Source organism: Legionella stuttgartensis, assembly GCF_977063405.2.
This window is the reverse complement of sequence record NZ_CDRUHA020000108.1, coordinates 17,752-44,029: the sequence shown is the minus strand read 5'-3', so window position 1 is coordinate 44,029 and position 26,278 is coordinate 17,752. Positions and strand designations below refer to the sequence as shown.

Here is a 26,278-nt window from a genome sequence, read left to right as displayed (position 1 = left end):
CAAAAAACAGCACGCATCTATTTTGTTGATTTATGCCCTCATATCAATACAATAAAAAGGTTCAACGTCCAATTACGCCTAGTGAAAAACTGTATCTTGTTGGTGATGCAATGAATCACTCTTTTTCACTGCAGCTGGTGCTTGAAATGGATTCAGACGTGGATGTATTTTCTCTCAATAAGGCAATTATTCAAGCGAGTTCTGCTAATCCATATGTTCATTTGCGAGCTAAATTAGGCCTCATCAATTCGATTTGGTATAAGGTCCCAGATGAATTTATAGATCCTGACACCATTCAAGTTATAGAGATGGAATGGGATGGACACGATATTCAAGGGGTATCATTATTCCATGGACATAAGTTTGAACCACAAAATCCAGCGACGCAAATTATCTACATCAAGGGGAAACGGCATTTTTTAGTATTCCGTGCATTTCATGGGTTAATGGATGGCATGGGTTTATATCATTGGGTGACCGAGATTTTTCGTTCGTGGAGAAAACAACCTTTAGTTGGTACAGGCTGTACAATGACGGATTATGAATTCCTCACGCAAAAAAGAACAATTGAGTATCGACCTAATTTTCCATTGGATTGCATTGCACCAACAGGCAATACTGGCTCTACTCATACTAATTACTTATGGCATAAAGTAACGCTTCCTGGAACAATTAATGCGGTAACTGCGAAGATTTGTCACATTCTATTAGAGCACAGTACCCATTTTGGTGCTGAAAAGGCTCGTTTTATGATTCCAGTAGATTTACGTCATCATGTTGAAGCCAACACCACAACTAATTTTGCAAATCCTATTTTTATTGAGGCAAAAAAAGGAGCAAACTGGGCGGCTATTTATTGTGATATCGTGAGGCAACTTAGTTGTCAGAATGAACTACACGTCGGAACATATGATGCTTATTTGTGCAAATTTCCTTTGCCCTTGTTAAAAGTTTTACTTAAGGCATTAATTTATTATCAGAACAAAAAAAATCAGTATATGATGTCAGGAATTGTATCAAAGCTATCGATTAATTTATCAGATCTCAATTCAGAAAGCTGTAAAGCACTCGATGCTTATTTTTTGCCAATCAATGTTCCTATTGCCCCCATTGTTCTTATTGCAACAGAGCATAACAATGCAACAACCATTTGCTTCTCTGTTTCAAACGCCCATGCCACACTTGAAACATGTACTCATTTAGCTAACCAATTCCAAGGATTGATTGATGCGCCTGAGTTCGTTCTGCAGAGCAGGCTACCTTATTGCAATACATTATGGCCTGTATATAACAATACCCAGGCTGATTATCCCCAAGAGAAATCAATTTTTACAAAAATATGGGAGTGTGCGCTAAAGCATTCCCATTTGCCTGCTTTATTTTTAAACACTCAAACTGTAACTTATAAACAATTGACTCACCGTGTTTTGGAAATCGCCAGTTATTTTTCCGATTTGGGTATACGGGGTGGGGATAAGATTGCTATTTATTTACCAAGAAATGAGGATATGATTTGTTCTATGCTTGCTTGCTGGTATTTAGGTGCTGCTTATATTCCTATTGATATAAAATCACCCATTGCTTGGGTTTTAGCTTTATTAAAGGATGTGCAACCAGCTTTAGTGGTTCATGAAGAGTTTTCTGTATTGAAGCAACACTATTCTGGATCAATGACACACATTCCATTTCAAATTATTAGTTCCAATGCACCAAAGAAGAACGAAAACCCACTTACGCAATTGGCTTACATTATTTATACCTCGGGTTCCACGGGGACGCCTAAAGGAGTCATGATTAGTCATGGACAATTACTGAATTATTTGTCTTGGGCTGTTGGAGCTTATGGAGCTAATAATCAACCTTATCATACAGCGCTATTTACAAGCATTGCTTTTGACTTAACAGTGACTTCACTTTATTTACCTTTACTTACGGGTGGGAGCATGATTTTAGTCCCGGAGTCGATTAACTCGCTAACACTAAAAGATATTCTTACCAACCCAACAATCAACTTTTTAAAGCTGACACCGTCACATTTGAGAATGATAGGCAGTTTGCCTATGAAATCAGCGCACCAATTAACTTTGGTCGTTGGTGGCGAAGACTTGCCTTGTACATTGGCTCAAATCACTATTAAAAAATTGTCTGCGGTACAAATATTTAATGAATATGGTCCGACTGAAACTACCGTTGGATGTATGGTTCATCGATTTGATGTGACAAATGATCTTCAAGGAAGTGTCCCTATTGGTATTCCCATAGCTAATACCCGAATTTATTGTTTAGATACCAAACTTAAACCAGTCAGACTTGAAGAGGAAGGAGAAATTTATATAGCAGGAAGAAATGTTGGGGTGGGTTATTTAAACAAACCTACGTCTACTGATAAAAATTTTATAGATGATCCTTTTTTCCCAGGGGAGCGTATGTATCGAAGTGGGGATTTCGCCAAACATCGAGAGGATGGTTTGCTTGTTTATTTAGGAAGAAAAGATCAACAAACAAAAATACGTGGTCATCGCATTGAATTAGCAGAAATTGAACATGTTTTATTAGCAATTGAGGGGATCTCTCAGGCCGTGGTAACACTCATAAAACAGGATCATTTTGTCGTTGAAGGACATAATGAGTTAGCTGCATACCTCGTATCAGACTCAAAAAAGAAGGAAATTAATGTACATGGTGAGTTATCTGCAATTCTTCCTTCTTATATGATACCAAAATACGTTATTTTTTTGCCTGAACTGCCTTTAACTGTTAATGGGAAAATTGATTACAAAAAACTACCCGCACCCGCTTCTGACTTCATTTTTAACAAGATAGACGAGTATGATGATTTATTAACCAAAATTCGTCAATTATTTGCAAACGTATTATCTTTACCCCTTGAAGTTATTGATAATCATGTTACTTTTGCCAACCTAGGAGGAGACTCCATGCAAATGGCTTATATGATTAATGAAATGATTACAAAAATGATTTCTCCGCAGCATCATGCGGTATTTGCCTATGAACTAGAACGGTTATTAATTTGTGCAACGCCATATAATTTTTATACACATCTGTCAAAAATTATTTGAAATAATAAGATTAGGCTAAGGAGCAGAAAAGCAAAATAAGTTTATCTTTTATTGGATGCTGTATTTTGAAAAGTAGATAATTGGGTTTTAAGGAAATGATGTAGATGAAGATTTTAGTTACTGGGGGTAGGGCGCCTGCTACTATGGATATTATGCGTAGCCTCATTAGTCAGGGATATGAGGTTTATGGTGCCGAAAGCATGCTTTATCCACTGGCGCGATTTGTTAAGGGAGTCAAAAAACATTTTGTTATTCCTAAGCCCAATCAAGATTTAGCTGCATTTTTAAAGGCAATTAAAGAAATAGTAATTCAACATAAAATTGATTTACTAATTCCTACATGTGAAGAAATTTTTCATATAAGCCAAGGCTATGAAGAATTATCAAAGCATACCCAAGTATTCTGTGAGCCCTTTGAACGCCTGAATCAATTACATAGTAAGTATGCTTTTAACCAGCTTGTTAGTGAATATGGTTTATCTGCTCCACAAAGCTGGTTACTTAATACAGATAAAGACAAAGAGGTTCTTCCAAAGGATGTAGCTTTGGTTTTAAAACCTGTTTTTTCTCGTTTTGGATCGCGTACGCTTATCAAACCGTCACAAAAAATCATTGCAAATCTAGCAATTAATGAATCTCATATTGCTCAACACTTTATTCAAGGAAAAGAATACAGTAGTTATGCTATTGCGCATAAGGGAGAGGTATTAATTCAATCGTGCTATTACTCTAAATACCAAGCCGGTCGATCCACAGGAATATACTTTGAACCTGTAGAAATTAAACCAATAACTGAGTTTATTAAGATATTTTGCAAACGGTTTCAATTCAGTGGCCAAATAGCTTTTGATTTTATTTTGATGAATGATAAAGCATATGTTTTAGAGTGTAATCCAAGGGTAACCAGTGGGTTTCATCTTCTTACTGATAAAATTGACTGGCACACTATTTTAAGTGGACAACGGCAGTATGATGTACCCAATATGCAACATATGCAGCCCTTAATGCTTGGCCAAGGAATGACGCTTCACTGTTTGAAATATCTATTGAGAAATCCACGCCAATTCATTAAAGATTATCAAAGAGCACATGACATATTAAAACATAAAGCTTATCCATGGTTAAAACTGAAGAGTACGCTGATGATGCTAAATGTACTTTGTAGAGTAATCAGAACGAAGAAGGGATTTTATCCTGCGTCTACATACGATATTGATTTCAACGGAATTAAAAATTTGCCCAAATAAATTTTTCATCTCCAATTTTTTAAGCAGAGTCCGTGTTTAGCTAAGGCTGCTCAGCATACTTTTAATCTCATCTACAACTGCATCCCACAGAAAAACTGTGAGATGCACTGAGTCTTTTTTATTTGCCTATACTTTAAGTAGCCAACCGTGAAGGAATCAGAAAATGAAAGAGATACTATTGAGTAGTATTGGACTTTTATTTGCCACACAAGCCCTTGGTCTCGACATGCCTATGATGGGCTCAGATGCAAATAAATCCTTATTACCATCACCTTATCCTGTTTATATTTTGGGAAATAATGGAGTTGTCAATCAGCCTTACCCTGGTGCTGAGCGTGCTTTATTACCTACGGATAATAGTTACACGATGACCCCAGGTTGTTATATTGCCTGTTATTCACATAAGCCGGGTGTTTATCCTGTTGCAGCAGATATTTACGTCATGGGACAAATTCGTATTTGGGGTGAGTATGTAGCAGGAATTTGTCAGCCCCACGGATATAAGGGAATGGACATCAGTCAGGTAAGCAAATTTAAATTTCTCTGCTCTGAAAAATTTAATGCATGTAAAAATAATATATGTTGGGCAGGTGGCGATACTGGCGGTTGGTTTGGGATTCATTAAACTGTTTTTGAGATGCATTCTTGCCCTATGTTATATAGAATGGATTTTCTGAGTTTATTCAAGAGTCCTTTAGTAAGGAGTAGCGAGTCGATGAAAATAGCAGTGTGCAGTGATGAACTCTATCCTGTTAATGAGTTTGTTGTGCAGGAACTTGAGCGTTTAGGACATCAAGTTATTCCATTTGGTGCAATCAAATCACGCCAAAATGAATCGTGGATTCATACTGCTCAAATTGCTGCTGAAGCGATTCATCATGGTGAATGTGATGAGGGTATTTTCTTTTGTTGGACAGGTACGGGCATTTCTATTGTGGCGAATAAAATTCCTGGGATAAGAGCGGCGTTGTGCACAGATGCCCAAACTGCAAAAGGTGCAAGAATATGGAACCGAGCAAATGTTTTAGCGTTATCTAATAGACTTGTAACTCAGGATTTAGCAAAAGAAATCTTAGAGTCTTGGTTTAATACTAAATCTGATGAAGAAGGGGAAGGGATCATTAAGGAAATAGAATCCATCGAAAGAAAACATTATTAGTTTATTTTTTAAAAATTATTATTCATAACTTATTCTTACAAGACGTGAAAGCGCAATTGAGTGATAATAAAAGAGTTTTAGCAAATATTCGCACTAAATGAACCTATTAAAACTTGTATAATGAATCACTTTCTGGCTAAATTGGAGTATCAAATTCCTCATAGGTTTTTTATGTTAAAACGGGATATTTCAACAACTAATATTCTTATTGCCTCTGCTGGCGGAATGATTGGATCAGGGTGGTTATTTAGCCCATTTATTAGTGCCCAAATGGCAGGTAGCAACTCATTAATTTCATGGATTATTGCTACGATTTTTATGATCTTTATTGCGCTACCTCTTTGTGAGCTTGGTACTATGTTTCCAATATCCGGAGGGATGTCTAATTATCCTACTTTTACTCATGGGAAGGAGGTAGGATTTTTATTTGCATGGACCTCATGGTTGTCTTATGTGGTGATGACTCCTATAGAAATCCAGGCTATTTTACAGTACTCAAGTCATTTTTTTCCAATATTAATTGTTAAAGACTCAACAACATTTACGCTCTCCGGCTATGGTTATGTTGCAGCTATGGGGATCATGCTTTTTGTCGTAGTATTGAACTCCTACGGAATTAAATTGCTTGTTGAATGTAATAAATATGCAAGTATTATTAAATTTATATTACCAAGTATCGCAATTGTTTCCTTGCTTCATATTGCTCCAACGTTCGATAACGTCAAAATTAATTTGTCTGATAAAGAAAGTTGGGTAAATATTTTTACTGCACTTTCTGCTGGAGGCATTGCTTTTGCTTTTACTGGATTTCAGAATGGTTTGGTATTGGCAGGAGAGGTAAAAAATCCACAACGAAATATTCCCATAGCTATATTAGGTGCGGTACTGATTGGATTTGTCTTATATTTCATGTTGCAATTAAGTTTTATCGCTGCAGTACCTCAGAAATATTTAACACATGGTTGGCAAGCCCTGAGTTATCCAGGAGATAGCGGACCTTTAGTAGGCTTAACTTTGCTTTTAGGCTTAGGGCTTGTAGCCACTTTGCTTATGATCGACGCGGCGTTTTCCCCATTTGGAACAACCTTAGTTTATACAGCTGCTACTTCGCGAATTTTATATGGAATGGCATTAAATGATCATTTGCCCAAAATCTTTTTAAAGGTAAATCGTCATAAGATTCCTTATGTGACTCTTTATGCAAATTTATTAGTTGGAATGTTTTCATTTCTCCCATTTCCAGGATGGCAGAAGTTAGTGGCATTTCTGTCTTCTGCAAGTATTCTTTCATACAGTATTGGACCTATATGTCTTTTAGCAATGCGTAAATTACAGCCATCAACACCAAGACCTTTTAGACTTTCAGGGGCACTTGTTTGTTCGCATATTGCATTTTATTTTTGTAATTTAATGCTTTATTGGTGCGGGTTTTCAATCATATGGAAGTTGGATATTGCTTTACTCGTTGGTATTCTAATTTACTATGTGTATCATCGTAGAAACTCCTGGGATAATAGTTCACTTTTATACTGGTTTTTATTTTATATGGTGACCATACTTGTTGTTTCTTATTTAGGCACTTTTGGTGGCATAGGAATTCTAAAGTTTCCTTTTGATCTCTTCAGTCTCTTACCTTTAAGTATTTTTATTTTGTACTCCTCCCAAAGATTGTTGAGTCCAACACGCCATGAGCATGTTATTTCTATAGTAGAGGAGTCAACTGCTGTTGTAGAGGACGAACTTCTTACATAATGAATTTTTAATGATATAATCGCCCTCTATTTAATTTTAATGGGTTTTTTTGATGCTTTTTGTTCATTTTGGGGTCGGTCGCTTAAGTAAACGAGTTTTCGCACTTTTAGGTATTTTTTTTCTATCCGTTTCTTTTGCTACTGAGGTACCTATTTATGATTTTCCGCTAAAATCCTATTCCCAAGATATCCAAGATTATTTCCCTTCGAACAGTGAAGACAACGATGCTCCATTATTAAAACCTGAATATCAAGAAACCCAATTGCAGCAATTTTATAATCACTATTATTCAGATAGTTCGGAAGGTCTCTCCCCTTGGAGTGAGAAGATGGTCAGCTCTGTTCTTCCAATGGTTAAAAAAATTGAGCTGGAATTATTAACGGAATTTGATAATCAAAATAAGCCTGATGAAGAGCGACATTATGCCGAAAACTTCAAAGAGCATGATGAACGATGGTTAAATCGAATCAAAAACAATATGGATTTCCCTGCTATTGAAGTATCAGCATTTAATGAAAAGAATAGGGCCATTGCTGTAAATAATACATTTGCTCGTGCGCTACCAGATGGTGCCCCAGATTTTTTCCATTTCACTATACCTGGCCAAGGTTTTCCATTTGATAATTTACAAGAATCAGTGATTTGGGCGGGAACTCCACTTTATGTTTTTACTGTTTCTCAGGATAGAGCCTGGTCATTAGTATTAACACCTGATGCTTATTTTGCCTGGGTAAAAAATTCGGATATCGCTTATGCTTCAAACGGATTTATTGAACAATGGAAACATGCAGCTAAAAAGGGCTTAGTTGCTATTACTGAAACTGAAGCCAGCGTCCTGAATCAACATGGTCACTTTCAATTTGCAGGCTATATAGGTGCAGTATTCCCACTACAAAGTCGCACCCAAAACTCTATTTCTATCTTAATTCCTATAAAAAATGAGTATCATCAAGCAGTGATGCAGACTGGGTTTGTGCGATCACAATCCGCTAGTCTCATGCCTCTTGAGGCTACAAAAAAAAATATGGCTAATATCTTAAAACAACTGCAAAATCGTCCTTATGGTTGGGGAGGCGCTTTCTTTTTTAATGATTGCTCCCAAGAGCTAAAAAGCATATTTACTCCATTTGGTATTTGGTTGCCACGTAACTCGTCACAACAGGCAAAAATAAGTTCAGGCATCGATTTAACCAAAAGTACGGTTGATGAGCGAATTAGTACTTTGAAAACAAAAGGACATCCACTCATGACCCTTATTTATATTGGCGGTCATGTGATGCTTTATTTAGGCAATATATCTATAAGCAATCATGAAGTCGCTGCGATGACCTATCAGAACCTTTGGGGACTTTCTCCTGAAAGCAGGGACAAAAGATATATCATCGGACAAGCATTATTTTTTCCTTTACTTAAGTATTATCCGGAAAATCCAGATATAAGTTCGCTGGCTAATAAATCATATTTTAAGATGATTCAACTTGATGAGTTGAGTACAAAGAGTCTTACACCGGAAGTATTTTCACGAAGCTTTACAAAACCGAATCGTCCTAATTTGAACTTATAAAATGGCAAAATTTAAATTAGTATCTATTTCGTTATTATTTTTTTTCTTTTTAGTTTACTTTTTTATATCTATAAAGAAATATTCTACTGATCCTTGTGTTTTAGCACATTTACAAGATGTTCCTGACGACACATCCCAGGTGATTGTGGTAAATCTTGTAAAAGGCTTCGAAGCTAAAGTAACTGCGTGTAAAAGGCAAAGGCAGTCATGGAAACTTGCATTAAATTCTTTTCCTGCAGTTGTAGGCCAGGAAGGTGTAGCTCCTGTTGGGAAAAAGAAGGAAGGGGACAGGAAAACTCCTGCAGGTTTATATCCCCTTGGGGATGCTTTTGGCACAGAGCCTTTAGGACTTAAAATGGATTTTAAATACATTACTTCTGATGATAAATTTATTGATGATGCATCTCATAGTGGCTATAACACCTGGGTCAGAGGAAAGACAGATGCTAAAAGCTATGAATCGATGTTAATTGATGTGTATAAAATGGGAGCTGTAGTTAATTACAATATGAATCCAGTTATCCCAGGAGATGGAAGTGCTATTTTTATTCATTTATGGCGATCGATTCATGTAGGAACCTATGGATGTATTGCTATGGATGAACCTCATTTATCAAAATTACTTCATTGGCTGGATAAAACGCAGCGTCCTTATATTTACATATCAAGCTAGATTTATTTGTGACCAAAATACTTTGAATAGGGGTTGCACTTCGGCTCTGAATCGGTAAAGCTATACTTCATGTATCTTATTAGGGTAAATGTCGTGCGCTATTCTAATTATTTATGTTTCTTCGCTGCTTTTTTCTTTAATCAAATAGGGAATTCTCAAACGCTTTCAGAGAAAATAGATGAGATTATTGCACAAAAATTGCCACACTCAACCGTCGGTATCCTCATTAAAGAAGCGGAAACTGGCCAGGTGGTTTACAGCAGAAACGCAGATAAGTTGCTTTCCCCAGCTAGTGGGATGAAGTTGCTTACCGCAGCAGCAGCGCTCTATCAATTAAAACCAGATTATCGATTTATAACAACACTTTCTCGAAAAGAACAAGATTACTATGTTCAATTTACAGGGTCACCATCATTTACTGCTGATAATTTAACTTCATTAATGTTGAACTTGAAAAAAAATAATATAAACTCCATTAATGGAAATATAATAATTGACACTTCGCAATATCAAAAACCTAACTATCCAAGTGGAACTTCTTATGACGATTTAGGGTGGTATTATGCTGCTCCAGATTCAGCTGCAATATTAAATGAAAATAAAGTCGCTTATGAACTTATTAGTGCGAAGGAACTAGGTAAACCCGCCGATATAAAACCGAAAACACAACTTAAAGCACTGACTGTTGTTAATGAGGTCGTAACAGTGAGTAAAGAAGAGGGTAAGGACCACTGCAGTTTGAATCTTGAAATTAACCCCAATAATAACATTCGCTTATATGGGTGTATGATTCAGGAGAAAAATCCAAAAGTAATAGAGCTTGCTATCCCAGACCCTATATTGTTAGCAAAACAAGTAATCCAAAAAGCTTTAGATAAAAACAGTATTGGCTTAAAAGGAAAAATTATTAACGGTACCTCTCCTGCGGATGCTGCTTTTGTTGCGAGTTTTCAATCAAAAACATTAAGTAAGCTAATTACCCATATGTTACAACAATCAGATAATCTCTATGCAAACAGCCTAACAAAAAAATTAGGCTATTCTCTAGCAGGAAAAGGAACACATAAAGAAGGCGCTTTCGCAATTAAAAAAATATTATCTGAACATACCCATCTTGATATGTCACAGATGGATATTATTGATGGTGAGGGAACTCGCTATAATTTGGTGACCCCAGAACAAATGGTTGTTTTACTGAACGATCTTTATCATGATCAGGCTATGAAATCTATTTTTTTCAAGGCACTACCCCAAGCGGGTGTTTCAGGAACATTAAAGGATAGAATGAAGAAGACTATGCTCGAAAAAAATGTCTATGCAAAAACGGGGTCAATGCATGATATATCTTCGTTATCAGGCTTTCTTGTTAACCCACACCAAAAAACATTTATTTTTTCTATTATTATTAATGGAGTTAATAAACCCATAGAAAAAGCGAAGTCTCTTGAGGAAAAAATCTTGTTAGCATTAGATGAATATAGTTTAGAAGGAAGTCCTTCTCTTTAAATATTAATGAAGCACTCGTTTTAATACATATTTCTGAAGCGTGAGCATGCCTTCAATTGTATCTATAAGTTTTTCTTTGACTTATACTATTTTTATAGTCAAGGAAAAAGAAAATGGACGAAAAGATATACTATAGGACTTTTACGCATCTTATTGGGGGAATTTGTTTCCTATCAGGTTTTTTTGATCTATGTGCTTGGTATTTTAGCCCTCATTCATCAGTTGAACTTCCCGAATATCTTTTTATGAGGCCGACCACTGCGGTGGGCTTCCTTTTTTCGGGTTTGACTTTAATGTGTTTGAATAGAAAAGCAATACAAACAAGTCGAATTCTTAGTTCTATCCTTTTATTATTTTCCGGATTGGTTTTGTATGAACATATCTTGAATGTTAATCTAGGTATTGATACTTTTTTTACTAAAACTCTTGCATTAGACTTCAATCAATATCCAGGGCCTATGGCTCCTAGTGTTGCTTTAAGTTTTATAATTGTTTCTCTTTGTTTTTTAATCATTTCATTCGATTTTTCTACTAATTGGCTTTGGCTGAGTTTATTCGGTGTATTTTTTATTTTAAGTTTTGGATTTATTGCCGGGACTGATTACTTTATCGATTTTACAACACGTTTTGGTGCCGGAAGATGGATGAAAATTTCTATTTATACTTCTATTGGTTTAATCCTTTTAAGTTTAGGAATCATCTTCTACATTAACTCAAAGAATGTAAAACATTCTCGGGTTTCTCTTCCATTAATTACGGTTTTTGTAATTTTAAATATCACTATTGTAGGCTGGCAGATTACCAAGAAAAACCAAGAACATTCATTAAATATGTTACTGCAGTTGAAGGTTGAAAATGTTGAAGATGTCATTGAGTCGCATTTACAAGAGCTGGCTACTTCTTTTTCGCGAATGGCCGAACGTTGGATAAATCAACAAACAATCTCCAAAAATGAATGGCGTTCAGACGTAATGCATTATATTCACGATCAACCGGGTTACAGAGCAATTGAATGGGTAGACAATAAATATATCGTGCGTTGGATTGCACCAGAGGAGGGTAACGAACAGCTTAAGGAATATAATCTTTACAATGATGCTGATCGACGTAAAGAGATATTAAGAGGTTTGGCAACAAATGAACTGCAAATGAGTGCTCAATTTGAACTAGAAGAACAAAGTAAGGTTCTTTTATTGTTAAGTCCTATGCATAAAGGAACTCTTTTTCAAGGGTTTATGGTTGGAGTTCTTGATACAGAAAAATTTTTGGAGGATATTTTAAAAAAAATGGATATTCAAGGATATAATTTGAATATCTATGATTCTTCCGGACTTTTATATACTAATAATCGTGATAAGAAGTTTTATAAAAGTTGGCAACACCATATTATTCTTCCGGCCTACGGTCAAAATTGGAAAATCGTCCTTTGGCCTTCCGTTACACTTCACGAACAAGTAATTACCTCTTTTTTCCCTGCGATGATCTTAATAATCGGAATAATTATGGCGCTGCTCTCTGGATTTTTGATTTATACCCTCCAATTTATAAGTGAGAGCTCTGAAAAGTTAAAGAGAACCCAAGTAGCGTTAGCAAATGCGCGTGAACGTTTGCAAGGAATTATTGAAGGGAGTAATGATTTAGTTGCTGCAATTGATTTGAACTACAATTTTATTGCTTTTAATACAATGTATAAATGTGAAGTTTATCGTATTTTCAAAGTTGATTTGGAAATTGGCATGAATTTTAGTGTGCTTTCACAGAAAATGAGTGCTGAGAATCAAACCAAATCAATGTCGCTTTGGGAAAGAGCAATGAAAGGCACTGCATTTACAGTGATTGAGTCATTTAAAGACAAACGATATGACGGACTCGATTTTGAAATACATTACAACCCAATTCATGATTCAGAGGGTAATCTTATTGGTGTTAGTCATTTTGCAATCAATGTCCATCAGCGTATTCAAAATGAACGAAAACTTGAAGAATCTAAAATAGAGCTTGAAAATCTTGTTAAAAATCTTGAAATGCAAAACAAGGAACTGGAGTTATTGAAAGAATTAATGAGTTTATTGCAATCCAGCCTTTCCATGGATGATGCAATTGAAATAATAAAAAATTACAGTAAACGCATCTTATCTGGCACTTCTGGAATTGTTTATCTTATTTCTTCTGATAATTTGAACGTGATTAGCCGAGTTTTAAGCTGGGGTGAGCCTATTTCTAATTTATTTCTTTTTACGCCCAAAGATTGTTTGTCTTTAATACGACATCAATCTTATTATATTTCTGATATAACCGAAGGAGTATTGTGTAATCACATTAAAAATGCTGAGAAAAAACCAAACAGCTATGCTTGCTTGCCTTTATTTGCCCAAAATGAAATGTTAGGTTTGTTTTATGTGGAGTTTGGCGTAAATGCTGACAATCAACGATTAATTGCCTTAGCGCAAATTATATCTGAACAGTCTGCATTGAGTTTGTATAATATTAAACTTCGTGATGTCTTGAAAACCCAATCTTCTCAAGACAGTTTAACCGGTGTTTATAATCGACGTTATTTTGAAGAATACCTGCAAAAAGAAATCTTAAAATCAAAAGATAACCCATTTACCTTTGCTCTTTTATTAATTGATATCGACTTTTTTAAAAAAATAAATGACACCTATGGTCACCTGATTGGAGACCAGGTTCTTTTTGAGTTTGCAGCAAAAATACGGCAAATATTCCGGGAGGATGATTTAGTATCTCGTTGGGGTGGGGAAGAGTTTATGATTTATTTACGAAGTAATAATTTGGAGCATGCCAAATCAAAGGCGGAAACCCTACGCGAATCAATCGAAAATTTTTCAATTGAAATCAATCAGGAAGAGCCTATTTCAGTAACCATCTCGATTGGTATTGCTTTTTATCCTTATGATGGTAAAAGAGTAGATGATTTAATATCAAAAGCAGATGAAGCACTTTATCAGGCAAAAAAAATGGGGCGCAATAAAGTCGTAGCGAGCTCAAACATCCATCAAAATAGAAATCATTAAATACTAAATGGGCAGGATCCCCTTGAAAACTCTGCACGTGTCTTTACATTATCTGTAATTAAACAAGACAAAGTTTTCAATTAGCAACCTCATTTTAGGAAAAATACAATATCAAGCCTTTATATCTTGTTCTTAGTAATAAAAACTGGATAATCGGCCATTATTTAAATAGGTAAAAGCTATGAATACTGAGAAGCTATTTTCTTATGGTACTTTGCGTTATGAAGCAGTACAACTAAGTAATTTTGGACGAAAATTGCATGGGACTGCTGATAGACTGCCTGGATTTGGTATATCTAAAATCAAGATTAAAGACGCTAGTGTAATAGCGATGAGTGGTGAAGAAGAGCATCCTATTGTTACATATACTGGAAAGACCTCCGATAATGTAGAGGGTATGGTTTTCGATGTGAGTTCAGAAGAGTTAGAAAAAGCAGATTCTTACGAGGTTGAAGACTATAAACGGATCAAGGTGAAGCTGGTTTCAGGTGTATTCGCCTGGGTCTATGTTCATGTTGAGAGCATTGATTAACTTCATTAAAAAAGTGGATTCCCGCTTGCGCGGGAATTGGTTTTTAGTGGTTAGACCATTGATTAATCTTACCTTCGTTTTCAATCAATGCTGCATCCTCAACATAATGAAAAAATTTATAGGCATTGTTGGTTACTTTATGGAGTGGACATTTGCTTTCCTTTTGTGCCACGGGTGTTTCCATAAGCACTCCAATGACGCGAGGACCATATTTCCCCAGAACATCTTGATACATAGCCTGCCTATCATTAAGCATTCTTAGGCCAATCTGCATATTATGCAAATCTCTAGCTAAATCATCGATAAGCATTTCGATAGTTAAATCTTTCATTTGTTGTGGCAACATTTCAGAATAGATAATACCTCCAGAAGGTGTATTCTTTTCATCAATGCCGTAATGAGCCCGCCATGCATTAAAAAATTGATGTTCTATAAGATCCTTTTTAGGGCCTCGAGCACCTACAATGATGATATAGGTTTTCTCTAAGTCAATTCCATGTTTCTTGTGCCAAGAGACACATATTTGCTGCAAGCCGTTTAGTTGCAATTCGGCTGCTTTTTCACTGAGCTTATCTATCCGAGGTTTTAAATCACGTAAATAGCGTTTCTGTATCAGTTTAAGTTGATTTACCTGTGTACAACGTGAAATTAAGTCGAGATAAGATAACATTAAATCAATAGCAGGCTTTACTGTATCAAGATTGAAATAGTTAGTACGCAGTGTTTCAATTTTTTCATACAATTGATCTAATTCTTTTGGCAAATCTTCCAAAGTTATATTCAGTTGGATGGATTGTTCTAGAATTTCAAATAAAGAAATTGAAAAATGGCACGTGACTTTCATAAGTAAATAAGAATCATCAATTGCGGGTGTATCATTTTTTTCCAAGAATATAGGCCCTGATTTATCATCAATTTCGAGAAGCATTAATGTTCCATTCATGTAAATAACAATATGATTTACACGATCTAATTCCTTTTTTGAGTAAATGAGATGTTTTTCTAGGAACCACATTGAGGCTTCCTGAGCATATTGTCTTAGTGAAGTTTTTGAGGGTGGAGCTATGGGTGAATCTTGGTGTTTTCTTTTTATATTAAGTGCAGTAAACGAAGAAGACTCAGATAAATGAGGAGTATTTTTTGAGGGGCTCGGTGAGGTTTCATTAGCGTCTAAAAAGATACCCCCAACTCCATATTGTTCTTAATTGAGCTGCTATTTGAGAGATTTTGTGGGCTGCATTTTTGAGCATAGCGATTAACATAATGATCTCCTATAAAACATAGTGAAAAATAAACAACAATTTGAAGCTAACATAGGCTTTATTATTTTGTCAATTTGTTCTCTGGAGTGGCTTGAAAGAAATGAATCATTAAGTTTAATGAAAACTTAATGATTCATTGCATGCTTATTGAACCGCACGATGTTCATCTTTTACCCATCGCATCAAAAATGCTCCAATTATTTGATATAAAGGTAAAATAGCCAATGCAATATGATAACTAAATAGTGAAAAATCATGAGATGCACCTGCATTGCTAAAAGTATCAAGCAGTTTTCCAATTGCTGGCTCTGTAACTGCATCCAAAAATGCATCACTGGCATTGATTAAAGAGCTTACCGTTCCTGCCAGATATAGCGGATTTGACTCTTTTCCGATCACAAATACTATTGGAAATGCTCCTAAACTAAAACCAAAAAGAAAAAGTAATACACTCAGTAACCAAATTGGCATAGGGTGAGCGAAGATTATCAAGCTAATGGATAATGCAGATACCAAAGTGCTGTAAAAAACGAATGCGCAGCGATTTTGTATTCGATTAATAAACAAAGCAAATAGAGGGCATGCAATGGCTAATCCTACAAATACTAATGAAATGAGGGAGGGCGCAACCAATTTATCTAAATGATAAGCCTTTTGTAAAAAAGGATTCCCCCATAAACCACAAAAAATAACGATAGGAGAAAATGCTAAACCACTATATCCGGTTAACAACCAGTTTTGTTTGTTTTTTACGATTAATAAAATATCGCTCCATAGATGTGGATTTTTAGCAGCATGACTTTCCGATTTTGGTGACTCAATAGAAGTGGATGGTTTGTCTTTAACAATTAGTAAGAACAAGAAAGCCAAAATTATTCCCATCCAGGCTACGTTGGTCAAACTGGCTCTCCATCCTATTTGGTTAACCAGCCATGCAAGCGGCATCTGTCCGAAAATTGCCCCAATCATTGCGGCAGTAACGAGTAGTGAGGTCAACAAAGCATAATATTTTTTGGGAAACCACACTGCCGCGAGTTTGAAATAAGCGATGGAAGCAAAAGAAACACCAACTCCTGTTAAAGAACGTCCTAAAATAGCGGTATTTAATTCCTGAGCCTGAGAAAAAATATAAATTCCAAAAGCACAGCAAAAAATAGCTCCTGTAGTAACCCACCGTGTGCCATAGTGATCGAGGATAATTCCAACAAATAAAGGTACGATGAGATAAGTCCAGAAGTACACTCCTGATAAAACCCCAAGACCTAACCCCTGGAGGTGGAATGTGTCCATCAATTGTTGTGGCATTACACTTGGAAAGTTCTGGAGAATGTATTTATAAAATAAGAATGCTGCACATAAACTAATGATATAAATAGCGCGACAGGTAATGGTTTTTTGTTTTTGCGATGCTTGTGCATCTAGTGCGGTTTCCAAAGTACATCTCCTCAAAATAGTTAAAGTCGTATCGCCTGATTATTTGGCCTTTCCCTAGAGAGGCCGAATAATCAAAAACGCAACTCTAGGGTGAGGAGAGAAAGACCACGACCACCACAGAAACGACAGAAACAATAGCACGCACCAACCCAGCAGAGCCGTTTAAAGTTAATTGATGTTGAAAGCCATTGTTCATATATGATACAGAGTGTGAAATAAATATTAATTTGACAATGGTAACAATTAGTATTAGATATTGTCAAATAGATTATCGAAAGAATGAGATATTTTAGCTTAAAATTCTTTGATTATGAGTGATCTGAGTCCACCTCAGATCACTAGAGTTTACCGACTTGATTAGAACGATTTATTTTTCTGATGTTTTAGACTCGAATCTAATTCGGGAACAGGAAGATCTGGTATCAGTTTCTTAACTCTAAAGAGCCAACCAAGTCTTACATCCGGAGCCATTATTTCCCCAGGTTTTACCTCGCCGATTAATTGATTTAATTCGCGTTTATGTCCTGGTTGAACTACTGCTTCAAGCACATTTTTCGCTTTAAGAATGTCTTCAGGACGAGGTGCAGGGGCATGAGTTGGCACCAGACACTTTAACATGTGCGAGTAACTACTTTTAGGTTCGAGTTTAGGGGCCGTTGGTTTAGGTTGTGGCTTTGGTGACATGGCAAAAGGAGTTTGATCTTGAAGAAGTTGTATTTTATTTGCTTGCACATTATCTATACGGCTCATCAGTCCTTGTAATCGACTTTGGCAATCTTGAGCCCGTCCCCTAAGCGTTTCTGCGCGATTTTGTATTCGATCATTGTAGAGATAGTTAACGGTACAAATATCAGATTTTAATTTATCATATTTCAGTTTGGCCTTTAATAAGTCTTTTTCACTAACATGTTCGGTATCCATATTTTTTGAAAAGACAGCATATGAATCTCCATGTCGGCGATAGCGAGCTCTTTGACTTGGATCGATAATAAATTGTGCTTGACTGAAATCGTTAACTGGCTCTAACTGAGAGTTAAGGAGGATTTTTTCTTTTCTTAAAAATTGCAGAGCTTGTAATAATCCGCGCTCTTGCATTCTCAAACCTTCTATTTGTCGCGCACGATACGTAGGCAATTGTATGTCTTCGTTTAACGACTCCTGTTCATTTAATCGAGCTCTTACTTGATCGAGTAACTCTTGATATACATCTTCAGAAGTTTTAGGTGGTTGTTTGAGTTGAGATTGATAAAAGGCTAACTGCTCTTCCAACAATCGCATTCTTCTATCAAGTCTGTGCGTGCTTATCTCTTGTATTCTATCAATACTATTTGAAGTAGTAGGTGCCTGTGCTGTTTGCTGTGCTCTAAGAGCCGCTAACTGTGTTGATAGTGAGCTTATTTGTTGATTTGCATGCGTAACATATTGATCTATGGGTTGATTGTTTAATAAAGGTATTTGAAGAAACGCATTGAGTTGCTCTAGATGGTCGACAATATTCGCATTGTCTTCTTCCATTGCTAATACTTCCTCTTCAAGCTCTTGTAATTCTTCTTTTACTTGGATTAAGTCCATTTCTAGTTTATTCAGTTCTTCATCAAGTTTTAGAATCTTACTCGCTCGAATACTTGCATCCATAAGATGCATTGCAATTGACGAGTCCTTTTTCTCATCAAATTTGTTTTCTTTAAGCTTTTGATCAATTTGATGTTGCGTAACCTCGTTAACATGTTCTATATGTGCTTTATTTTTGGCAATTAATGTCATAAGAAGAAAAAGTAAACGTTGTTTCCGGAGCAGTTCCTCAGCACTACTTTCTCTAATCATTTGAGTTTGTGCCTCTTCTTTCATTAGCTCTTGGGCTATCATATTTATAGTTTCGCTTCCGCCTGCTGTTTTAAGAAACTCCACTACCTGTGCAGCATCTCTTAGTCCAAAACGAGCAAGGAATTGGGCGGATAAATGAGAATTTGTTTCGGTTGTATTGGGGGTATTGTCTCTTTCTATTTTTGCAAACCATTGTTCAAGCTGACTCGAATTCATCATCATTGGCACTGATTGAGTAGATAATGGGGATGGCACAGAAAAACTCCTGTTGAAATATTCTGTTCAAATTATAATCTTTTTTTAATTTAAAGTAAAGAAAACATTCATTAATAAACAGATAAATCAATAGCTTAGTACATTGACTTACTACTTCTGGATTTAGCTCACCTGAACTTGTTTAAGCAAGTTATTCATTACTCTATAAAAAAGAATTTTTTTCCACAAAAAAGCTGAACAAGCGATGAGTGTCAAACAGATAATAATTAATAAATCATAACGTAGCAACGAGCCATATTTTAATGAGGATGGAGGGGTAAAGCTTACAACGAGTGAAATAGTAATGCCAATAAATCCGAGAATAGATGACAAAATAATGAACCAAGAATATTGATTTTTTTCTCGCCAGGATAATCGTATTGCACCCGCAAACATAATCCCATACATCAACAAATACATTTGAATAGCTAGAGTGATCATGAACCAATAAGATGTATTAATACTGGGGAATAGTAAAAAAAGAGTACTGATAAAGGATACACCACATGCTTGCATAACCAATAATCCAGAGGAAGATTGTTTGACTGTGTTATTAATCTCATTACTTGCAAACAAAAGACCTTTAATTGGAGAAATAAGCCAATTATTGGCACAACCAATACAACCAACGACGATTAAAACATTAACAAGCAAACTCAGTTTCGGAAATTGGATTAGGGTAAAAAACACTTGAAATAGTTGGGGGATGCCACTAATAAAGTTCAATTGATTCGGTGAAAGTAGTAAAGCTAAAGTCAGGGAGCCAAAGAGCATCGTAACAAAAATAATAATTACTGAAAGAGCAATGGCCTTAGGTAATGACCCAGGTATGCAATCTTGCGCGTGCACACCAGCAATTTCAATACCACAAAAAGAAAGTATGATAGCTGTAAGAGATGCCCATGAATCTTGATGAGAGGGTGTGATAAGGTTCAGTGATTGTGGATACATAATTACCCAGATTAATCCTATAGCCAAAATTAAAATAAAGGGGAGTAAAAGTCCAAATATGGAGCAAAAAACAGTCAATCGATTGGATAAATGGAGTCCTTTTATATTAATCCAAGTTAAACACCAGATGAGGATGTTAATTATAATAAAAAGAAGCGTTTTATTTTCAACAAGATTTGGATTAATGCAATACAAAAATGCACCAGCTATAAAACTAAAAAAGGTAGGATAAATAAGGATGTTCTGCATCCATTGGAACCAAATAGCAAGAAACCCTGCTTTTTTTCCCAGACTCTTTTTTACCCAGCCATAGATTCCTTCGTGAGATTTAGAGGAAAACCAGCCTGCAATGATGGCACTGGGTAATAAAAAGAAAAATAATGCCAGGCCGAAATACCAAAAAATATCTGTTCCAACTAATGCCGCGGCAGGTAAATTACGAATGCTGTCTACTGAACCTACGGTCATTAAGGTCAAACTAAAAATGGTAAGCTTTTTATTCATTAAAATCTCAGAGATAAACAGCTCAATCCACCATCAATTTTACGAAATTCGCTTACATCTACAGTGATAACTTGAAAGCCAGAATTATGAACCAGTTCAATAGATCGAGGGAAACCCTGAGGCATGATGACGGTATTATTAACATTAATGCAATTAGCGGCATAAGCTTCATTATCATCAACAATTAATTGTTCAAATGATTGAAAAGCAGGATGGTTTACTAATTCACCATTGACAAGTAAACATCCATTCCCCAGATATGAAACTCCAGTTTTTAAATGCAAAAATTTATTAAGTTCGATCACCGTACTTTTAAAACCATATTGTGCCAATAAAGCAGTCAATTGTGTCGCGCCTTCTTTGTTAGTGCGCTGAGAAAGACCGATGTAGAAATGATCCTCTACTTGCATCACATCACCAGCTTCCAAAGTTCCAGGTGCGGCTATTTTATGGGTTTTAGCTTTATAAAAAGTTTGAATACAAGGTTCAATTAAATTAACTTCATCCTGTCTTGACAGCGCACCGGGACGAGTGAGGAGAGCGAATCGCTCGGTAAGTAGTGCGGGATCTTCAACAAAACACGAATCAGGAAACGCATCTGATGCGGGTAATACAGTTACTTCGAGACCACAGTGAGTCAGTGCATTAATGTAACTTTGATGTTGCTCTAGAGCTTTTCTATAATCAGGTTGACCTAACTCTATTGCTGATGTTAATCCATGAATCAAGCTGGGTGAAGGTGTTCGTACTATTGCTTGTTGAAACATAATAATCCCTTTGTTGTGTCAAATGAAATCCTCGTGGTCGATAGTCCCAAATATTATGATTCAAAGCAAGAAAATATGATGGTTTATTCAAACGTCCATTTGATTTTCAAATTTTAATTACTGCAGCACCTGTAAACCGTCCGTGACGCAGATCGTCAAGTGCTTGATTGACTTCATTTAATGGATACGTATTAATTTCTGTTTTAATAGGAATTTTCGGTGCAAGTAATAAAAATTCTTCACCATCCTTTCGTGTTAAATTTGCTACAGAACAAAGAGTTCGCTCTCCCCAAAGGATGTCATAAGAAAAACTAGGAATATCACTCATGTGAATTCCAGCACACACCACTATCCCTCCCTTTACTGTATTACGAAGCGCAAGTGGGACAAGTGCTCCTAACGGTGCAAAAATGATCGCAGCATCAAGTGGGTGGGGCGACTCTTGCTCGGAATCCCCTGCCCATACCGCGCCTAAGCGATAAGCAAACTCTTGGGCCTGTTTATCGCCGGGACTCGTAAAGGCATAAACCAAGCGTCCTTGTTTTTTTGCTACCTGAATAAGAATATGTGCTGCTGCGCCAAAACCATATAATCCCAAATTTTTGGCATCATTTGTTTTCAATAAGGCTCGATAACCAATTAATCCAGCACAAAAAAGTGGGGCGGCCTGCTCATCAGAATAACCCTCAGGTATAGGGAAACAAAATCGTTGGTTCGCCACACAATATTCTGCAAAGCCACCATCAATTTGATAACCAGTAAATCGGGCTTGATCACAAAGATTTTCACGACCTGACGTGCAAAACAGACATTGCCCACAACTCCCACCTAACCACGGGACCCCAATTCGTTGTCCAATAGTAAAAGGACTATTCAAAGAACCGATTTTTTCAATGGTGCCAACAATTTGATGCCCTGGTATTAGCGGAAGTTTGGGATCGTGTAATTCACCATCCACAACATGTAAATCGGTACGACAGATGCCACAAGTATGCACTTTAATGAGCACTTCATTTTCTTGGGGCTCAGGTTTGTTTACTTTTTTATAGATTAGCTTTTGGCCTGTTTTTTCCATAATCATCGCATGCATCATAATATCGTCCTTAAATCGTATATGCTAAAAATCAAATGATATTTATTAAACTGTAGACCAATTAAAACTATTTTGACTTGACAAATTCCTTTTGTATATCAAACTGTATTTTGGTGTATTTTTCACGTTAATGGAAATTATATAGGACGGAGTCGATAATATGAATGCGCTATTAAAATGGAAAAAAGGAGCCCCTATTTCTGTTGAACATCCTCATAATCCTTTTTTAAGTCTTCAACAGGAAGTGGATAAAGCATTCCAGGATTTTTATGAAATGTTTTCGCCAAACAAAAGCATGGAGCAATTTGAAGATCTGAATCTTATGCCATCAATGGATGTTGTTGAGGATAAAGATCACTTTACCATTCAGATGGAAATGCCTGGCATGGATGAAAAAGACATTACTGTGTCTTTAAGTGGTAATTCGATCACAATTACAGGTGAAAAATCAATTTCCAAAAAGAATGAACAGAAAAAATATATTTCCCGAGAAATTAGTTATGGTAAATATGAGCGCTCACTCTCTTTACCCGCTACAATTGATATAAATAAAGCCAAAGCAACTTTTAAAAAAGGAATGCTCTGGATAGAATTACCCAAAAAAGCTGAAGCCAGAAGCAACTCTCGACATTTAAAAATAGAAACTGCAAAATAAAGATACAATGCCCCATGATATTTATTGTGGGGCGCTAATGCTCTAACGTTATATACAGCAGCCACACTCTCAAGTGGATTATGAATTTTATTAAAACAGGCCATATAGATGAGTTACATTGAAAATTACGTCTTTGATGAACTAACAATTGGTAAATCAGCAAGTCTAATACGCACTCTAACTCCCGAAGATATAGAACTTTTTGCCATCATGTCGGGGGATATAAATCCAGCACATGTAGATGCTGAGTATGCTAAAAATGATATGTTTCATAAAATTATCGCTCATGGAATGTGGGGTGCGTCACTTTTATCTACTGTTTTAGGAACAGAGTTGCCCGGTCCTGGCACCATTTATTTAGAGCAAACTTTAAAATTCGAACATCCGGTTGCTCTAGGCGACACAATTACAGTAACACTTGAAGTAGTGAATAAAATACCTGGGAAACAGATTGTTGAGCTGGATTGTAAGGGTATTAATCAACAAGGAAAAATGGTGATTAGTGGCCTCGCAAAGGTTATAGCCCCCACAACTAAAATTAAAAGAGAGTGTGTTGAGTTACCTAAAGTGGAGCTTAAACCAAAACAGGAACATTGGTATCACCACTTAATTATGGCAAAAAACTCCCTCAAACCACTTAAGACTGCGGTGGTACACCCTGTTGATGTATTGTCACTAAAAGGAGCAATTGCTTCTGCAGAGGAGGGATTAATTATACCAGTTCTCGTTGGCCCGAAACAGAAAATTCTTGATGCCGCAAAAGAGGCCAATATTGATATTTCAGCGTATGAGCTTATTCCTACAGAGCACAGCAATGAAGCTGCTGAAACCGTGGTAAAATTAGCTGCAGCACAAAAAGTTGAAGCCATTATGAAAGGAAAACTTCATACTGAAGAATTGATGAAACCTATTGTTTCTAAGGAAAACGGATTACGTACTGGACGCCGCATGAGTCATGTATTTTCCCTTGAAGTGCCCAATTATCCCAAACCTATTTTTTTGACTGATGCTGCAATCAATTTATTTCCTAATCTCAAAGAAAAGTGCGACATCGTGCAAAATGCGATTGATCTATTTCAAGCACTCGAGCTAGGTACACCCAAAGTCGCAATTCTTTCTGCAGTTGAAACGGTAAATGAAAAAATTCCATCCACACTTGATGCTACGGCATTGTGTAAAATGGCTGAACGCGGACAGATCAGAGGGGGAATTTTAGATGGCCCATTAGCATTTGATAATGCTATTTCTATGGATTCAGCGCGTGAAAAAGGTATTTTTTCTCCTGTTGCGGGGAATGCCGATATCTTAGTAGTTCCTGACGTGGAATCAGGCAATATGCTTTATAAACAGATGACTTATTTATCGGGTATTGAAGCAGCAGGAATGGTCTTGGGAGCTCATGTTCCCATTATTCTTACCAGCCGAGGTAGTGATGAGTTATCAAGAAAAGCATCATGTGTTATGGCTTTATTGTACGCACGAAGAAAAAAATAATGAAGACAAAACAATCTGGCGAAGTCATTTTAGTGATTAATGCGGGATCTTCCAGCATTAAATTTAGTTTTTTTATTTCTTCTTTAACAATAATTTATCACGGCGAAATAGAATGTATTTTTGATAATCCACATATTACGATTTCTAATGAAAAACATGAACAAATTATTAAAGAATCCATTTCATCCCCTGGGTATGAATCTGCAATAATTCATTTATTTGGATGGATAAAGCGTTTACCAACGCGTAATATTTTAAAGGCGGTTGGTCATCGCGTGGTTCATGGTGGTCGTTTTTTTAATGCTCCCACATTAATTAATACGGATTCCCTTGAAAAACTATCTTCTTTAAATCCTTTAGCGCCACTTCATCAACCTCATAATGTGGCTATCATTGAAAGTATCTTAAAGCTTTATCCTGAACTACCGCAAGTTGCTTGTTTTGATACATCATTTCATCAAACTCAAGACAAACTGGCTACTATTTTTGCAATCCCCAGGGGCTTTAGTGAGGAGGGGATTATTCGTTATGGATTTCATGGTATTTCTTATGAATACATAGCTTCAGTTTTACCTGAACAAATCAAAGATAAAAAAGTAATAGTTGCCCATCTGGGCAATGGTGCCAGCATGTGCGCCATGGAGTATTGTAAAAGTGTTACAACGTCTATGGGCTTTACTGCCTTAGATGGCTTAATGATGGGAACTCGTTGTGGAGTGATTGATCCCGGGGTCATTTTATATTTACTTCAAGAAAAAAAACTATCGATAGAAGAGGTAAATACCATTTTATATAAAAAGTCTGGACTTTTGGGAGTTTCTGAGATCAGCAGTGACATGCGTGAACTTCAATCGAATAAGGATCCACGGGCAATAGAAGCGGTTGAATTATTTTGTTATCGAGCAGCACGAGAGTTATGCGCTTTAGCCAGTAGTTTGCAAGGATGCGATGCCATAATTTTTACTGCCGGAATTGGTGAACACTCTGCGCCAGTGAGAAAAAAAATATGTCAACGTTTGGCTTGGTTGGGGGTTATATTGGATGACCCTGCAAATCTTAAAAATGCAGCGGTAATTAGTCATCCTCAAAGTAGGGTTTACGTAGGTGTTATTTCTACAAATGAAGAATATATGATTGCAAAACATACTTTGAGTCTGGTATTAGATGCATAAACTATCTGGAGTTATTTATGATTCAGTTGTTTTTAAGATTAATTGTAGTGATTTCCGGATCTGTCGCGAGCTGGTTTGTTGCACATGATGAACTAAAGTTTCCTATCATTCAAATGGTAGTCGCAGTAATTTTATTTACTCTTATGATCATGATTGTTGCTTTTTGGCCTGAGTTAAAAAGTTGGGTTAAACGCATACGCAATAAGAATTAAGCACTGGTAAGATTTGGAAACTCATCCTTAAATATATTATAAAATTGGTCATTCAAGGCCACATCATCCTGAGGAATTTACAATGATGGAATCTCCTGGTTTTAGCG

At 36.2% G+C, this 26,278-nt stretch carries 20 protein-coding genes; 14 read left to right on the top strand and 6 right to left on the bottom strand.

Features of this window, described 5'->3' with window-relative positions; genetic code table 11:
* Positions 1-32: 32 nt before the first annotated feature.
* The 10 genes from ACWTEW_RS33780 (at position 33) to ACWTEW_RS33735 (ending at position 14,548) form a co-directional block, all read left to right on the top strand.
* Positions 33-3,080: a non-ribosomal peptide synthetase gene (locus tag ACWTEW_RS33780; RefSeq protein WP_454782361.1), complete on the top strand. Its 3,048-nt coding sequence runs from the start codon at positions 33-35 to the stop codon at positions 3,078-3,080.
* A 104-nt stretch (positions 3,081-3,184) separates the two neighbouring features.
* The gene (locus tag ACWTEW_RS33775) at positions 3,185-4,327 is read left to right on the top strand and encodes an ATP-grasp domain-containing protein (protein WP_454782360.1); all 1,143 of its coding nucleotides are present in this window, start codon (positions 3,185-3,187) and stop codon (positions 4,325-4,327) included.
* 163 nt (positions 4,328-4,490) lie between these two features.
* Complete coding sequence (locus ACWTEW_RS33770) at positions 4,491-4,952, top strand: hypothetical protein (RefSeq protein ID WP_454782359.1); 462 nt, start codon at positions 4,491-4,493, stop codon at positions 4,950-4,952.
* Between the two features lie 90 nt (positions 4,953-5,042).
* On the top strand, positions 5,043-5,486 hold the full coding sequence (locus tag ACWTEW_RS33765) for an RpiB/LacA/LacB family sugar-phosphate isomerase (RefSeq protein ID WP_454782358.1): 444 nt from the start codon (positions 5,043-5,045) through the stop codon (positions 5,484-5,486).
* 171 nt (positions 5,487-5,657) lie between these two features.
* A complete protein-coding gene (locus ACWTEW_RS33760) occupies positions 5,658-7,238 on the top strand; it encodes an APC family permease (protein WP_454782357.1) in 1,581 nt (526 codons plus the stop codon).
* Between the two features lie 52 nt (positions 7,239-7,290).
* On the top strand, positions 7,291-8,802 hold the full coding sequence (locus ACWTEW_RS33755; protein WP_454782356.1) for an SH3 domain-containing protein: 1,512 nt from the start codon (positions 7,291-7,293) through the stop codon (positions 8,800-8,802).
* Between the two features lies 1 nt (position 8,803).
* Entirely contained in the window at positions 8,804-9,475 is a 672-nt protein-coding gene (locus ACWTEW_RS33750) for a L,D-transpeptidase family protein (protein ID WP_454782355.1), read from the top strand.
* Positions 9,476-9,568: 93 nt separating this feature from the next.
* Positions 9,569-10,981, top strand: coding sequence for a D-alanyl-D-alanine carboxypeptidase/D-alanyl-D-alanine endopeptidase (gene dacB, locus ACWTEW_RS33745; protein WP_454782354.1), 1,413 nt, complete (start codon positions 9,569-9,571; stop codon positions 10,979-10,981).
* A 113-nt stretch (positions 10,982-11,094) separates the two neighbouring features.
* Positions 11,095-14,016, top strand: a complete 2,922-nt coding sequence (locus ACWTEW_RS33740; RefSeq protein WP_454782353.1) for a sensor domain-containing diguanylate cyclase — start codon at positions 11,095-11,097, stop codon at positions 14,014-14,016.
* Between the two features lie 181 nt (positions 14,017-14,197).
* On the top strand, positions 14,198-14,548 hold the full coding sequence (locus ACWTEW_RS33735; RefSeq protein ID WP_454782352.1) for a gamma-glutamylcyclotransferase family protein: 351 nt from the start codon (positions 14,198-14,200) through the stop codon (positions 14,546-14,548).
* 43 nt (positions 14,549-14,591) lie between these two features.
* On the opposite strand, the gene ACWTEW_RS33730 is transcribed toward ACWTEW_RS33735, so the two are convergent.
* The 6 genes from ACWTEW_RS33730 to ACWTEW_RS33705 form a co-directional block, all read right to left on the bottom strand.
* Positions 14,592-15,563 (bottom strand): hypothetical protein, encoded by a 972-nt coding sequence (locus ACWTEW_RS33730; RefSeq protein WP_454782351.1) that lies wholly within the window; start codon positions 15,561-15,563, stop codon positions 14,592-14,594.
* Positions 15,564-15,954: 391 nt separating this feature from the next.
* Positions 15,955-17,244, bottom strand: coding sequence for an MFS transporter (locus ACWTEW_RS33725; RefSeq protein WP_454782350.1), 1,290 nt, complete (start codon positions 17,242-17,244; stop codon positions 15,955-15,957).
* A 357-nt stretch (positions 17,245-17,601) separates the two neighbouring features.
* Positions 17,602-19,323, bottom strand: coding sequence for a hypothetical protein (locus ACWTEW_RS33720; RefSeq protein WP_454782349.1), 1,722 nt, complete (start codon positions 19,321-19,323; stop codon positions 17,602-17,604).
* A gap of 123 nt (positions 19,324-19,446) precedes the next feature.
* The gene (locus ACWTEW_RS33715) at positions 19,447-20,778 is read right to left on the bottom strand and encodes an APC family permease (protein ID WP_454782348.1); all 1,332 of its coding nucleotides are present in this window, start codon (positions 20,776-20,778) and stop codon (positions 19,447-19,449) included.
* Positions 20,778-21,545, bottom strand: a complete 768-nt coding sequence (locus ACWTEW_RS33710) for a dimethylarginine dimethylaminohydrolase family protein (RefSeq protein ID WP_454782347.1) — start codon at positions 21,543-21,545, stop codon at positions 20,778-20,780. The genes ACWTEW_RS33715 and ACWTEW_RS33710 overlap by 1 nt, the downstream gene beginning before the upstream one ends.
* A gap of 106 nt (positions 21,546-21,651) precedes the next feature.
* Positions 21,652-22,635 (bottom strand): zinc-dependent alcohol dehydrogenase family protein, encoded by a 984-nt coding sequence (locus tag ACWTEW_RS33705; protein ID WP_454782584.1) that lies wholly within the window; start codon positions 22,633-22,635, stop codon positions 21,652-21,654.
* A 163-nt stretch (positions 22,636-22,798) separates the two neighbouring features.
* Between ACWTEW_RS33705 and ACWTEW_RS33700 the strand changes: the two genes are divergently transcribed.
* The 4 genes from ACWTEW_RS33700 (at position 22,799) to ACWTEW_RS33685 (ending at position 26,171) form a co-directional block, all read left to right on the top strand.
* Positions 22,799-23,293 (top strand): Hsp20/alpha crystallin family protein, encoded by a 495-nt coding sequence (locus ACWTEW_RS33700; protein WP_454782346.1) that lies wholly within the window; start codon positions 22,799-22,801, stop codon positions 23,291-23,293.
* Positions 23,294-23,401: 108 nt separating this feature from the next.
* A complete protein-coding gene (locus tag ACWTEW_RS33695) occupies positions 23,402-24,787 on the top strand; it encodes a bifunctional enoyl-CoA hydratase/phosphate acetyltransferase (RefSeq protein ID WP_454782345.1) in 1,386 nt (461 codons plus the stop codon).
* A complete protein-coding gene (locus ACWTEW_RS33690; RefSeq protein ID WP_454782344.1) occupies positions 24,787-25,959 on the top strand; it encodes an acetate/propionate family kinase in 1,173 nt (390 codons plus the stop codon). The genes ACWTEW_RS33695 and ACWTEW_RS33690 overlap by 1 nt, the downstream gene beginning before the upstream one ends.
* 17 nt (positions 25,960-25,976) lie before the next feature.
* Positions 25,977-26,171, top strand: a complete 195-nt coding sequence (locus tag ACWTEW_RS33685; protein WP_454782343.1) for a hypothetical protein — start codon at positions 25,977-25,979, stop codon at positions 26,169-26,171.
* Positions 26,172-26,278 lie beyond the last annotated feature (107 nt).